Source organism: Shewanella sp., assembly GCF_048265805.1.
Lineage (GTDB): Bacteria > Pseudomonadota > Gammaproteobacteria > Enterobacterales > Shewanellaceae > Shewanella.
Window position 1 is genome coordinate 38,401 of sequence record NZ_JBLXAT010000012.1, and the last position, 13,907, is coordinate 52,307.

At 48.9% G+C, this 13,907-nt stretch carries 13 protein-coding genes; all 13 read left to right on the forward strand.

Annotated features, from left to right (window positions below; genetic code table 11):
• Positions 1–2: 2 nt before the first annotated feature.
• The 13 genes from fliD (at position 3) to ACN0TT_RS10235 (ending at position 13,863) form a co-directional block, all read left to right on the forward strand.
• Positions 3–1,370: a flagellar filament capping protein FliD gene (gene fliD, locus ACN0TT_RS10175; protein WP_417762037.1), complete on the forward strand. Its 1,368-nt coding sequence runs from the start codon at positions 3–5 to the stop codon at positions 1,368–1,370.
• 3 nt (positions 1,371–1,373) lie between these two features.
• The gene (locus tag ACN0TT_RS10180; RefSeq protein WP_417762038.1) at positions 1,374–1,697 is read left to right on the forward strand and encodes a hypothetical protein; all 324 of its coding nucleotides are present in this window, start codon (positions 1,374–1,376) and stop codon (positions 1,695–1,697) included.
• A gap of 7 nt (positions 1,698–1,704) precedes the next feature.
• A complete protein-coding gene (fliS, locus tag ACN0TT_RS10185; protein WP_417762039.1) occupies positions 1,705–2,112 on the forward strand; it encodes a flagellar export chaperone FliS in 408 nt (135 codons plus the stop codon).
• 273 nt (positions 2,113–2,385) lie between these two features.
• Positions 2,386–3,816, forward strand: a complete 1,431-nt coding sequence (locus tag ACN0TT_RS10190; RefSeq protein WP_417762040.1) for a sigma-54 dependent transcriptional regulator — start codon at positions 2,386–2,388, stop codon at positions 3,814–3,816.
• 87 nt (positions 3,817–3,903) lie between these two features.
• Positions 3,904–4,983, forward strand: coding sequence for a sensor histidine kinase (locus ACN0TT_RS10195; RefSeq protein WP_417762041.1), 1,080 nt, complete (start codon positions 3,904–3,906; stop codon positions 4,981–4,983).
• Complete coding sequence (locus tag ACN0TT_RS10200) at positions 4,980–6,320, forward strand: sigma-54-dependent transcriptional regulator (protein ID WP_417762042.1); 1,341 nt, start codon at positions 4,980–4,982, stop codon at positions 6,318–6,320. Before ACN0TT_RS10195 ends, ACN0TT_RS10200 begins: the two co-directional genes overlap by 4 nt.
• Before the next feature lie 149 nt (positions 6,321–6,469).
• Positions 6,470–6,802: a flagellar hook-basal body complex protein FliE gene (fliE, locus tag ACN0TT_RS10205; RefSeq protein WP_417762043.1), complete on the forward strand. Its 333-nt coding sequence runs from the start codon at positions 6,470–6,472 to the stop codon at positions 6,800–6,802.
• Between the two features lie 34 nt (positions 6,803–6,836).
• Positions 6,837–8,537, forward strand: a complete 1,701-nt coding sequence (fliF, locus tag ACN0TT_RS10210) for a flagellar basal-body MS-ring/collar protein FliF (protein WP_417762044.1) — start codon at positions 6,837–6,839, stop codon at positions 8,535–8,537.
• Positions 8,527–9,564, forward strand: a complete 1,038-nt coding sequence (gene fliG / locus ACN0TT_RS10215) for a flagellar motor switch protein FliG (RefSeq protein WP_417762045.1) — start codon at positions 8,527–8,529, stop codon at positions 9,562–9,564. The genes fliF and fliG overlap by 11 nt, the downstream gene beginning before the upstream one ends.
• Before the next feature lie 12 nt (positions 9,565–9,576).
• Entirely contained in the window at positions 9,577–10,467 is an 891-nt protein-coding gene (fliH, locus tag ACN0TT_RS10220; protein ID WP_417762046.1) for a flagellar assembly protein FliH, read from the forward strand.
• Positions 10,436–11,776, forward strand: coding sequence for a flagellar protein export ATPase FliI (gene fliI, locus ACN0TT_RS10225; RefSeq protein ID WP_417762114.1), 1,341 nt, complete (start codon positions 10,436–10,438; stop codon positions 11,774–11,776). Before fliH ends, fliI begins: the two co-directional genes overlap by 32 nt.
• A gap of 10 nt (positions 11,777–11,786) precedes the next feature.
• Positions 11,787–12,239, forward strand: a complete 453-nt coding sequence (fliJ, locus tag ACN0TT_RS10230; protein WP_417762047.1) for a flagellar export protein FliJ — start codon at positions 11,787–11,789, stop codon at positions 12,237–12,239.
• A gap of 115 nt (positions 12,240–12,354) precedes the next feature.
• Positions 12,355–13,863, forward strand: coding sequence for a flagellar hook-length control protein FliK (locus ACN0TT_RS10235; protein ID WP_417762048.1), 1,509 nt, complete (start codon positions 12,355–12,357; stop codon positions 13,861–13,863).
• Positions 13,864–13,907: the final 44 nt, after the last annotated feature.

The window sequence follows — 13,907 nt, forward strand, 5'->3', positions numbered from 1 at the left end:
ATATGGCTCTTACAGCAACAGGCATTGGTTCTGGCTTAAACATCACTGACATTGTGAACACGTTAGTCAGTGCTGAGCGGACACCAAAAGAAGATCGGCTAGATAGTCAGGAAAAAGATCTTGACGCTAAAGTTTCTGCCATCGGCTCGCTGAAGAGTGCGCTGACAACCTTTCAAGATGCGTTAGAGAAACTGAGCGACCCTGAAGCTTTGAATATCCGTAAGGTGACTCAGAGCTCGGAAGACTTCTTTAGTGTGACCGCTGATAAAGACGCACGTGCCGGCAGTTACAATGTGGTGGTTGAGTCATTAGCCTCATCGCAGAAGTTAGCCGGTGTGGCTGTGGCCGATGACAGTAACGGTATCGGTGAAGGCAGTTTGTCATTTGATATCCAGGGCAAGAGTTTTTCCGTGGATGTCGGTGCGAGCGATTCGCTAGAGGATATTGCTAATAGTATCAATAATGCCGACGACAATGTTGGTGTGACCGCGACGGTTGTCAATACCGATGCCGGTAAACGTTTGGTGTTTAGTTCCGATAAAACAGGGACTGAAAATGCTATCAGTGTGTCAGCCGTTGATACTGCAGGCACTGGGTTGAGTAGTACCTTTGGTGCTGGGCAGTTGGAGACAATCCAAGCAGCAACTGATTCCGTGATTAAAATTGATGGACAGACGCTTACCTCATCGTCAAACACCATTGAAGGCGCCATTTCTGGTGTCACCTTTGAGCTTACTGATGCTGATGTGGGTAAAACCACGAAGTTAACCATTGCTCAAGATGACGATGCCGTGCAAGAGAATATTCAAGGTTTTGTTGACGCTTATAACACCTTGATGAGTAAAATGGATTCTCTGTCCAGCTACAATATGGAGACCAACACCTCCGCGGCGCTACAGGGCGATTCCATCATTCGCTCGTTGCAGTCACAGCTACGTAATATGGTCAGCTCAAGGGTCGATGATGGTCAGGGCGGAAGTATCGCATTGTACGATATAGGGGTTTCTGCTGACCGCCAAGGTCGTTTGACGGTTGATTCGACTAAGCTGACTGACGCCTTGTCATCTAACATGAGCAGTATCGGTACGCTGTTCGCACAGAAAGATACAGGCATTGCAGCGCGGATGGACTCGGTGGTTGATGGGTATGTCAAATCTAATGGTATGATTGCAAGCCGGCAGAATTCGTATACGCAAGAGCAAAGTCGTATCGATGACCAACGAGAAGCGCTAGACCGACGTATGGAGCTGTTACAGTCGCGTTTGACTGCTCAGTATAATGCGATGGATCTGGTGGTTTCCAACCTTAACTCACAAGGTAATAGTGCACTCAGTGCCCTTAATTCATTACCTGGTGTTGTTAGGTCGTAATTTATGGAACTGAAAGATAACATCAGCCAAGTCAATAAGGAACTGACGTCAGTGCTTGATCAGCTGCTGACCATGGCGGTGGAAAATGAGCGTAGCGACGGGCTGGTCCAGCGAGTACAAGCTCTGGTCGAGGCACGGCAGCAACTGTTGTCCAAGCTCGTTCAAGTTGAAACGAATGCTAAAATACTGCAAGCTCAAGTCGATATGAGCCGCAAGTTGGAAGAAAAAGCGAAAGAGGTTCGTGAGTATCGAAAAAACTTGATCGTTTCGTCGAATAAGAAGCAACGCCAACTAAAAATATATAATTCTGTAGATGCTAACAGGTAGGTAGGATATGAGAGGCTCATTACAGTCATATCGCAAGGTATCACTAGAGAGTGAGATTGCAGTAGCATCTCCACATCGCTTAGTTCAGTTGATGTTTAAAGGCGCGCTTGAACGTGTAGCGCAAAGCCGATATGCCATTGAACAAGGCAACATTAGTGCTAAAGGTGAGTACATAGGTAAGGCCATTGGCATTATTAATGGATTACAAAATAGCCTGAATATGAACGCAGGTGGCAATATCGCTGCTAATCTGAATCAACTTTACGATTTCATGATTATGCGTTTGTCTCACGCCAATCTAAATAACGACGCTGCAGCATTAGATGATGTGTCAGCAATTCTACGCGAAATTAAAGAAGCGTGGGACGCGATCCCTTCTGAGCAACACCACTTGACGTCAAGCGACGATAACTAATTGTTGCTGAACATAAAATAATCAATTTTCACCGATATAATCTTGTCGTTGCGTCATTGTTTTGACGCAACTGCAGGCAGTTCATAAATTTTTGGTCTAAAATCGGAAAGATAGGCTGATAAAGGTAACGATAGGCTTGCTTATATCTGGCTGATAATACAATATTCAGCATTGCAATTTTAAATCGCCTGTGACGTGGATGTTATTATCGCGGTGCTTTCAAGAGCAACACTGTCAAAGTTAACAATAACCTAGAGCTTAGCGGCCTACTGAATGATGCAGATAGATCAACGGATTATACTTGTCGGAACCCCATCAGAAAGCGCCAATCGCCTTAGCTGTGTGCTAGAGTTTATAGGCGAACAGGTTGAAGTGATCACCGCTGATACCGCTGAAAAACTAACTCCGGAACTACGCTGTCGCGCGTTAATTCTGTTAACAGAAACGTTATCTGAATTAGAACAACAACTGCTTATTTCGCGTTTGCCATGGCAGCCAATGTTAAGTATGGGCTCAGCAGCTGTAGAAGCTTCCAACATTCTAGGTAACATTGAATTACCGCTAAGCTACCATCAAGTCACTGAGTTACTGCATTACTGCCAAGTCTTCGGACAAGTAAAACGTCCTCAGGTTCCTACCAGCGCAAACCAAACAAAACTGTTTCGTAGCCTCGTTGGCCGTAGCGATGGCATTGCCAACGTGCGTCATTTGATTGGGCAAGTGGCATCGTCTGATGCGACAGTACTGGTATTAGGGCCATCTGGCACGGGTAAAGAAGTGGTCGCACGTAACATTCATTACATGTCGGAACGTCGCGAAGGGCCGTTTATTCCGGTTAACTGCGGCGCAATTCCGCCAGAACTGTTAGAAAGTGAGCTGTTTGGCCATGAAAAAGGCTCATTTACAGGAGCAATTAGCTCTCGTAAAGGTCGCTTTGAGCTGGCTGAGGGCGGTACGCTATTCTTAGATGAAATTGGTGACATGCCGTTGCAGATGCAAGTGAAGTTATTACGTGTATTGCAAGAGCGTGTATTTGAACGTGTCGGCGGTAATAAGCCACTTCCTGCCAATGTGCGTGTGGTCGCCGCGACGCACCGCAATTTGGAACATATGATTGAGGAAGGTAACTTCCGTGAAGATCTGTTCTATCGCTTAAACGTATTCCCCATCGAAATGCCGCCACTGTGTGACCGCAAAGAAGATATTCCCTTGCTGCTGCAGGAGCTGGTAAGCCGTGTCTTTAATGAAGGTAAGGGACGTGTGCGTTTTACCCAGCGTGCTATCGATTCGTTAAAAGAGCATGTTTGGTCGGGTAACGTTCGTGAACTTTCTAATCTCGTTGAACGTTTGACTATCCTCTATCCGGGCGGTTTGGTGGATGTAAATGATCTGCCGATTAAATATCGTTACATTGATGTGCCGGAATACTCGGTTGAAGTCAGTGAAGAGTTACAAGAGCGCGATGCGCTAGCATCTATCTTTAACGATGATGAACCGGTCGAGATCCCTGAAACTCGCTTCCCAAGCGAGTTACCACCAGAAGGGGTGAACCTTAAAGACTTACTGGCCGAGCTGGAAATCGATATGATTCGCCAAGCGCTCGATCAGCAAGACAATGTGGTCGCCCGCGCCGCAGAAATGCTCGGTATTCGCCGTACTACGCTAGTTGAAAAAATGCGTAAATACGGTATGACCAAAGACTAAACTTCTATCTAACTGAAAATTATTAAAATTTTTATGGCATAGAATCTGCATTCACTCCGTCAATAGCATTATTTTGACGGAGTGCATATGGCAACCCAAGCACTGGCAAAACTCGAAACCATCTCTCATCGTGGTCATCAATGGATCCAGATGAGCGAAGCAGCGAATATGTCCGATCGTATGGAGCATATCCTGCAAGCTATGCCTTCTGGTATTGTCATTCTTAATGAAGATGGCCGAGTGTCTGAAGCCAATCCCGTCGCTGAATCTTTGTTAGGTCTGCCATTGGTGGGCGAACGTTGGTTGACCATTATCAACCGTTCTTTCGCACCGCAAAAAGACGATGGTCATGAGGTCTCTCTTCGCAATGGCCGTCGTGTGAAATTGCAAATTACTCCGCTAGGGCAAGACAATGGCCAGCTTATCGTCATTACCGACCTGACCGAAACCCGCTTATTGCAGCAGAACTTAGCTCACTTACAACGGCTAAGTGCACTGGGCAAGATGGTGGCCAACTTAGCACATCAAATCCGCACACCATTATCGGCGGCATTACTGTACGCCGCTAATCTTGGCAACCCACGTTTGCAAGATGAATCGCGTGGACGTTTCCAGCAAAAACTGGTGGATCGGCTGGGTGAGTTAGAGCGTCAAGTCAATGACATGTTGTTGATTGCTAAAGGGCGCCAAGAGCAGCAGGGCGAAGAAGTCCTCGTCAGTGATATACTGAATAATGTCTACGCCAACTGTGAACCTATCTGCGCCAAACATAATGCCAGTTTAGCGCTCGTTGTCACCGATGATGCGGCGGTGTTGGCAAACCTGCACGGGCTATCATCCGCCATCAATAACCTAGTGCTCAATAGCTTAGAAGCGGGCGCTACGCAAATTACCATGAGCACCGATTTAGCCGATAACCAAATCTGTCTCACCATTGCAGACAATGGCAAGGGCATGGACGGTGAACTGCAGCAAAAGGTGCTGGAACCTTTCTTTACTACCAAAGCTCGCGGTACCGGCCTCGGTTTGGCGGTGGTGCAGTCGGTCGTCAAAAGTCATGGCGGCGAGTTATCTATTCACTGTGTTCCCGGTAATGGTTGTGCCATCAGCCTGAATTTACCGTTACTTCAACGCCGCGCCTCAGCGCTAGCAGGAGAAGCGTTATGAGTGATACCAAATTGTTACTGGTCGAAGATGATAACGACTTACGTGAAGCGTTGATCGATACTTTGTCCTTGGCCGATTACCAATGCGTTGATGTGGCGAGCGCCGAAGAAGCGATTGTCGCATTGAAGAAATGCAGCTTTGACATGGTCATCAGCGATGTGCAGATGGACGGCATTGGTGGCATGGGGCTGCTTGATTATATGAAGCAAAATTGCCCTGAACTGCCAGTACTGCTGATGACGGCTTATGCCACCATCGATAGCGCCGTGAGTGCTATCAAACTCGGCGCGGTCGATTACTTAGCCAAACCGTTTTCGCCTGAAGTGTTACTGAACCAAGTGAGCCGCTATTTGGCACCTAAGCCAGTATCGGGCGAACCGATTGTGGCAGATGACAAGAGTATCGCGCTACTTGATTTAGCCAAGCGCGTGGCTCAGTCAGACGCGTCTGTGATGATCCTTGGTCCTAGTGGCTCAGGGAAAGAAGTGCTGGCACGCTATATTCATCAAAAAAGTCCTCGTATTGATCAGCCGTTCATCGCTATCAACTGTGCCGCTATTCCCGAAAACATGCTAGAAGCGACGTTGTTTGGTTACGAAAAAGGCGCGTTTACAGGGGCTTATCAAGCCTGTCCCGGTAAGTTCGAACAAGCGCAAGGCGGTACATTGCTGCTGGATGAAATTTCAGAAATGGATCTCGGCTTACAAGCCAAGCTGCTACGTGTGTTACAGGAGCGGGAAGTCGAACGTCTTGGCGGCCGCAAAACCATCAAGCTTGACGTGCGGGTACTAGCAACCTCTAACCGCGATTTAAAAGAGTCGGTGGCGAAAGGCGAGTTCCGTGAAGATCTGTACTACCGCATCAACGTGTTTCCACTCGCTTGGCCTGCGTTGAATCAACGCCCTGCGGATATTATTCCATTAGCCAAGCATTTAGTGGCAAAACATGCTGGGCTGAGCCATATTAAACCCGTGCCTGAGTTGTCCGACAGCGCGATACGCAAGTTGTTAAGCCATCGCTGGCCCGGTAACGTACGCGAGTTAGATAACGTCATTCAACGGGCGCTAATTCTGCATCGTAACAGCCAGATAGATGCTGCTGACATTATTTTAGACTTGTATGATGTGACTCAGCCGCTTGAAGAGCGCCAGCCAGACCCTATCAATGAAGGGCTAGGTGATGAGCTAAAAGCGCAAGAACACCAGATTATTTTAGAAACGCTCAACCAATGCCAAGGCTCTCGCAAACTGGTGGCCGAAAAACTGGGCATCAGTGCTCGTACCCTGCGTTATAAAATGGCGCGTATGCGTGATATGGGCATTGATATTCCCGCCTAACAATGTACCGACTCTCTCCGCGGTGGCAGGTTGTGTTGTTGTCACCGCATTTTTCTTTTCAAAACATCCACATAAAAAACTGGCAACCAAATTGCATTGTTCTGATTAAGTTGATTACCGCCGTCAAATAGCTGACGAAGGAGAAGAACATGCAAATCGGTGCTAACTCATTACTGCAACAGATGCAGTCCCTGCAAGGGGAGCTCGCCCCCGCTGGCGAAATCACGCCTTCAGTACGTAATGTCAACAACAGCTCCGGTGCGGATTTTTCTAATCTGTTAGCCCAAGCGGTCGGCCATGTCAGCAATTTACAGACAACTGCTGGTGATTTAGCCACTCGATTAGACATGGGGGATACCAGTGTCACCCTTTCTGATACTGTTATCGCCCGCGAAAAAGCGGGGGTCGCCTTTGAGGCCACAGTTCAGGTGCGCAACAAGTTAGTTGAAGCCTATAAAGAAATCATGAGTATGCCTATCTAGGCCTCAACCTTAATTCACTGAGCAGGTAACTATCGTGAGCACAGATTTAGTTGCAGATCCTAATGATGCTGCAGTCACCGACGAAGGCGTCCAGCAGGAGAATAAATCCGGCGTGATGGCGTCGTTTGGTAATGCTGACACGCTGAAGCAGGTCACTATGATCCTCGCGCTAGCGATTCTGTTAGCTGTGGCTGTGTTTATTGTGATTTGGGCCCAAGAGCCTGAGTACCGCCCTATTGGCAAAATGGACACCGAGCAAATGGTGCAAGTGCTGGATGCGCTTGATAAAAACCGTGTGCCATACAAGATTGATGTTGATGTGATTAAAGTGCCGGAAGATCAGTATCAGCAAGTAAAAATGCTGCTGAGCCGAGAAGGCATTGATAACTCCGAAGATAAAGACGACTTCCTCAATAAAGATTCCGGCTTCGGTGTGAGCCAGCGCTTAGAACAGGCGCGTTTGAAGCACAGCCAAGAGATGAACTTGGCGAAAGCAATTGAAGAGCTAAGTAGCGTTAGTCGCGCTAAAGTGATTTTGGCGTTGCCGAAAGAGAACGTGTTTGCTCGTACCCAAGCGCAGCCTAGTGCCACGGTGGTGGTGAGCACTCGCCGCGGTGGCTTAGGTCAAGGCGAAGTGGATGCTATTGTCGATATTGTGGCGTCCGCTGTACACGGTATGGACCCAACAAAAGTTACAGTGACCGATGCAAGTGGTCGCTTACTTAACTCTGGTAGCCAGAATGCGGTATCTGCGCGTGCACGTCGTGAACTTGAGATAGTGCAGCAAAAAGAGAGTGAATACCGTAATAAAATTGACTCGATTCTGATCCCTGTGCTTGGTCCTGAAAACTTCACCTCACAAGTTGATGTGAACATGGACTTTACCGCAGTAGAGCAAACGGCTAAGCGCTACAATCCCGACTTGCCAGCGCTGCGCAGTGAAATGACGGTAGAGAACAAATCGAACAACGGCACTAACGGTGGTATTCCTGGTGCGTTAACCAATCAGCCGCCAATGGAATCGAATATTCCTGAAGAAGCGGCAGGGGCTAATGCCAGCCAAAGCAATAGCAGCAGCCACAATGAAGCTACGCGTAACTTTGAGTTAGATACCACCATCAGCCATACCCGTCAGCAAGTTGGCGTCGTGCGGCGCATAAGTATCTCGGTCGCCGTGGACTATAAATCAGGTGAAGCTAGCGAAGCTGGCCAAGTGTCGCGGGTGCCGCGTACCGCAGAAGAGATGGCGAATATCCGCCGTCTGCTGGAAGGCGCTATCGGTTTCAGCACCCAGCGTGGTGACGTTATCGAAGTAGTGACGGTGCCATTCATGGATCACCTAGTCGATGATGCGCCAGAAATTCCGATGTGGGAACAACCATGGTTCTGGCGTGCCGCGAAATTGGCTATCGGTGCTATCTTGATACTGGTATTGTTCCTGTTTATCGTGCGCCCAATCATGAAGAAACTGATTTTGGCTGACGATAAAGATATGCCTGATGAGCCAGGCTTAGGACATGAACTGGCCGATATTGAAGACCAATTTGCCGCCGATACCTTGGGCATGTTGGGTAAACAGGATGCCGAATATTCTTATGCTGAAGATGGTTCAATCTTGATCCCCGATCTGCATAAAGATGATGACATGATTAAAGCAATTCGCGCTCTGGTGGCTAATGAGCCTGAGCTTTCTGTCCAAGTAGTGAAAAACTGGTTACAAGAAGATGGCAAATGAGACAAATGAAAAAAGCGGTTTTAATGTCGACTCGTTGAGTGGCATTGAGAAAACCGCCATCTTGTTGCTGAGTCTCAGCGAAGCTGATGCTGCGTCAATTCTTAAGCATCTTGAGCCGAAGCAAGTGCAGAAAGTGGGCATGATGATGGCCAGTATGGACGAGTTCGGTCAAGAACGCGTGCAGGCAGTGCATAAGCTCTTTTTGGATAATATTCAGAAGTATTCATCCATCGGCTTTAACAGCCATGAGTTTATCAAAAAGGCACTGACTGCCGCATTAGGTGAAGACAAAGCCGGTAACCTGATTGAGCAGATCGTCATGGGCTCCGGTGCCAAGGGTTTGGATTCGCTGAAATGGATGGACGCGCGGCAGGTGGCGAGTATTATTCAAAACGAACACCCGCAGATCCAAACGATTGTATTATCCTATCTTGAGCCAGACCAAGCGGCCGAAATTTTCTCGCAATTCCCTGAAAACACACGTGTTGACTTGATGATGCGTATCGCCAATCTTGAAGAGGTGCAACCCGCAGCGCTGCAAGAACTGAACGACATCATGGAGAAACAGTTTGCTGGTCAAGGTGGTGCGCAAGCGGCCAAAATGGGCGGCTTGAAGGCGGCAGCAAACATTATGAACTACCTCGATACCGGTATCGAAAGTCAGTTGATGGAAACTATGCGCGAATCCGACGAAGAGATGGCGCAACAGATCCAAGACTTGATGTTTGTGTTCGAAAACCTTATCGATGTCGACGATCGCGGTATTCAAGTGTTGCTGCGTGAAGTACAACAAGATGTACTGCAAAAAGCGCTGAAAGGTGCCGATGACAATTTGAAAGAGAAGATTCTTGGCAATATGTCAAAACGTGCGGCCGAGCTGTTACGAGATGACTTGGAAGCAATGGGGCCGATTCGTGTCAGCGAAGTGGAAGTGGCGCAGAAAGAGATCCTCTCTATTGCAAGACGTTTATCCGAAGCGGGTGAAATCATGCTCAGCGGCGGTGGCGGCGGTGACGAGTTCCTATAGGAATGACCAATAATGGCTGAACATGAGCAGGCGCACGAGCGCGATGATGAATCGCAAAATGAAGTTAGCCCTTGGGATCTTCCCGATGTAGGGGCTTCTCTGATTGCGCCTGAAACTAACGTTTTTGGCCGTAAATCAGTGCAACATCAGCCTGTTGAACCGCCAAAGAAAATCCTGCCCCCCACCTTAGCCGAAATCGAACAGATCCGTGCTGAAGCAGAACAAGAGGGGATCGCCCAAGGTCATGCAGAAGGCTTGCAGAAAGGCATAGAGGAAGGTCGCTTGCAAGGGCTGCAAGAGGGGCATGCCGAAGGTTTTGAGCAAGGTAAGGAGCAAGGTTTAGCTGAAGGTTTAGCCGCGGCCGAACAAAAGCTGCAGCAGTTCGACGAATTATTGGCGCAGTTTCACCTACCACTGGCGTTGTTGGATAACCAAGTTGAACAAAGTCTATTAGCGCTAGTGCAAACGCTAGCCAAGCAAACCCTGCACCATGAGCTGAATACTCATGCTGATATTATTCTGTCGGCCTTGCGCGCGGGTATCGACGCCTTACCTATGCGTGAGCAACGTGTGAGTGTACGCTTACATCCTGAAGACGTGACTTTGGTGAGCGAGCTTTACGGCGAAGATCAGTTAGCCAAGAATCAATGGCTGTTGGAAAAGGATCCAGGGCTGAGCCGAGGCAGCTGTATTGTTAGCTGTGAACGTTCTCAAGTGGATATGCAATTAGAGCAACGTATCGCGACCGTGTTTGCTGGCGTTGAGCAGCGTCAACAGCAGCTCACATCTGAACAACACGAACTAGAGCAGCAACTGCCAACGCCTCAACCCAACGCTGCGGTTGAAGATAGTGCGCCGGAGGATAACGATGATGCAACACCGGCAAACAGCACTGCTGAATAATCTTAATACGCTAGCACAGCGTGTTCCGCCTTATCGTCCAGTCTCCAGCGGGCAACTTGTTCGCGTGGTGGGGTTAACACTCGAAGCGAGCGGTTGTCGTGCGCCAGTCGGCAGCTTATGCGAAATTGAAACCACAGAAGGCAGTTTAGATGCCGAAGTGGTCGGTTTTAGTAACGATTTGCTGTATCTGATGCCGGTTGAAGAGTTACGCGGCGTGGTGCCGGGGGCGAAAGTGACCCCGAAAGGTAACCAAGCTGGGCTCAGTGTTGGCATGGAGCTGCTAGGACGAGTGCTTGATGGCAATGGTTTGCCGCTTGATGGCCTTGGCCCTCTGCATACTGAACAGCGCACCACGACCCATGCACAACCGATCAATCCGCTGGCGCGGCGCGCTATCTCAGAACATCTCGATGTCGGCGTGCGAGCGATTAACGCCATGCTTACCGTCGGCAAAGGTCAACGCATGGGGCTTTTTGCCGGCTCAGGTGTAGGTAAAAGCGTGCTGTTGGGGATGATGACGCGTGGTACTACCGCCGATGTGATTGTGGTCGGCTTAGTGGGCGAACGTGGCCGTGAGGTTAAAGAGTTTATTGAAGAGATCCTCGGTGTAGAAGGCCGTAAACGCTCAGTTGTGATTGCTGCGCCTGCCGATACTTCACCGTTGATGCGTTTGCGCGCCTGTGAAACCTCCACGCGTATAGCCGAGTATTTTCGCGACCAAGGGTTAAACGTACTGCTGTTAATGGACAGCCTGACCCGTTATGCCCAAGCACAGCGTGAAATTGCACTGGCTGTTGGTGAGCCGCCGGCGACTAAGGGCTATCCGCCATCAGTATTTGCCCGTTTGCCTCGTTTGGTTGAGCGAGCCGGTAATGGGGGCGAAGGCCAAGGGTCGATTACGGCATTTTATACCGTATTGACCGAAGGCGATGACCAACAAGACCCGATCGCAGACGCCTCGCGGGCGATTTTGGACGGACATATTGTGCTATCTCGTACCTTGGCAGACTCGGGGCATTATCCGGCCATTGACATCGAAGCGTCTATCAGCCGTGTTGCACCTATGGTGATCTCTGCCGAGCACTTAGAAGCCATGCGACGAGTGAAACAGATGTATTCCATTTACCAACAAAATCGTGATCTTATCTCTATCGGTGCCTATTCACAGGGCAGCGATCCGCGGATTGATAACGCCATTCGATTGCAACCAGCGACTAACGCCTTTTTACGGCAACGGATGCATGAAGCGGTGAGTTTTGCTGATAGCCAACAGATGCTGGGCCAGTTAGCCGCCCAGTGTAAAGTGTAGGTAATAACGTATGGCAACCGATCCGCTATTTACCGTACTCAAATTGGCGCAAGAAGCCGAAGAGCAAGCGGCGCTTAAATTGAAAGCCGCGCAGCTAGAGTGTCAGCGACGCCAATCGCAATTGCAATCACTCAACAGCTATCGACTGGATTACATGCAGCAGTTGACCAATCACCAAGGGCAACAGATCCGCGCTGACTATTATCAACAATTTCATCGGTTTATTCGCCAAGTGGATGATGCGATTAAACAACAAGCTATTGTGGTACAAGATGCTGATAAACAACGCCAGTATCGACAGCAGTATTGGATGGAAACACGGCAGAAGCGCAAAGCCGTGGAATTGCTACTCGAGAAAAAAGCCACCGCGCTCGCTATCAAGCAAGCCAAACAGGAGCAGAAGATGACCGATGAATTTGCCGCACAGCAATTTTATCGGCAGCGACTAAACTCATCTTCATAAGCTAAACTGACAACTAGCTATGCTTTTGGCCTAATTATTGCTTTCCTTGGGCATACGCCAATTATTCGCTTTGTACTGACGTTATGTATCGCGAGATACCCGCGCGGAGGATCTTATGCAGCAGTTAGCCAGCAGTGTTCTGCTTAATCATGATAACGCCAATACTCGGGCTAGTTCCGACAGAGGCTCGATATTAGATCCTAGCCAAGGGGCTGATTTAGGAGCTAAAACTTCCTCATTTCAAGAGTTATATGGCCAAGCACATCAGCAACTGAACCAGGCAAAGCAAGCCTATCACCGCGCTGAAGCTCAGCATGTCACAAACACGCAATCAACACCGGAGCAGCCCGCTGAACATAGCGATACGGTTGACTCTACGTTAGCGCAGATAGCCGCTGGCAAAAACTTGCCGTCTGATGCCGCCGAAGATAGCGATGCGATAGCGCAGCAGTTATCCAGCTTGTCAGATGATGAAAAACAGCAGGTTCAGCAGTTATTAGCGCAGTTACTCGATAAGTTAAAAGGCGAAGGTAGTGAACAGCCGGGTGATGTAAAAACCAGTGAGCAAAGTATTGCGGATATGCTGCAAGCGCTGCTAAATAACGTCGATAGCGATGATGCTGACGTGAATGAAGACAGTGTGGCCAGCTTACAAGATGTCTTAAAGCGCTTAGCTGATGGTGATGCGGTTAGTGATGATGAGTTGCGTGATGCATTAGCAACGGCCACTGATGCTAGCGCTTCTGATGGCGATCAGTCGGCTGCCATGCAGTTACTCGCCGCCCTATTGGGGCAGTTGCCGCAGCAAACCAAAAAAGCTGATTCAGCCAGCGAACCACCGCTAAATCTCGCCAATATTGACAGTAAAAATGCGGCAGGTAGCGCTAATGCTGACAGCCAACAAACGGCTACAGATAAACTCAGTGGTCAAAGTGCTGCACTCGACAATGCCGATGATAATGCCATTGCAGCATCTAAAACCTTGGCTGATGCGGCTGATAAAGTTAGCGCTGGTGCGATGAATCACGATAAATCCGTGGCAAATGCGCGGGACATGGCTGTCGGTGACAATGCTGGCGCTGGACTAAAAGATATCAGCGCCATGCTCAGCCAACAGCACAGCACGACCACGCAGACTTCTACTAGCCATGTGCAGTTGTCGTTGCGACTCGCTAATGAACAACAGGTACAGCAGCAAGATATGGTGCAGCGTTTTGCGCCAGTGATGCGACAACAACTGCTGACTATGGTGAAAGACGGTATTCAGCATGCCGAGATACGTCTCGACCCCCCTGAGTTGGGCTCGATGACCGTTAAACTCCAAGTGCGTGGTGATCATACCCAAGTGCAGTTCCATGTAACGCAAACCCAAGCAAAAGATCTGATTGAACAGGCGATGCCAAGATTAAGAGATTTGATGCAGCAGCAGGGCATGAACCTTACCGACAGCCAAGTTTCTTACGGCGGTGGTTCTGGTCAACAAGCACAAGGCGAGGAACAAGCAGAAAATGGTACGGGTTACGCTAGTGGCGATGACAATTCTGCTGAAACTTCAACCGAAATGACGCAGCAACCGCTAAATCGCTCAGATAGTTATGCTTCGGGTATAGATTATTACGCTTGAGTAGGTAACCTATGGCGTAAGCGAACCCATATTGGCGAATAAAG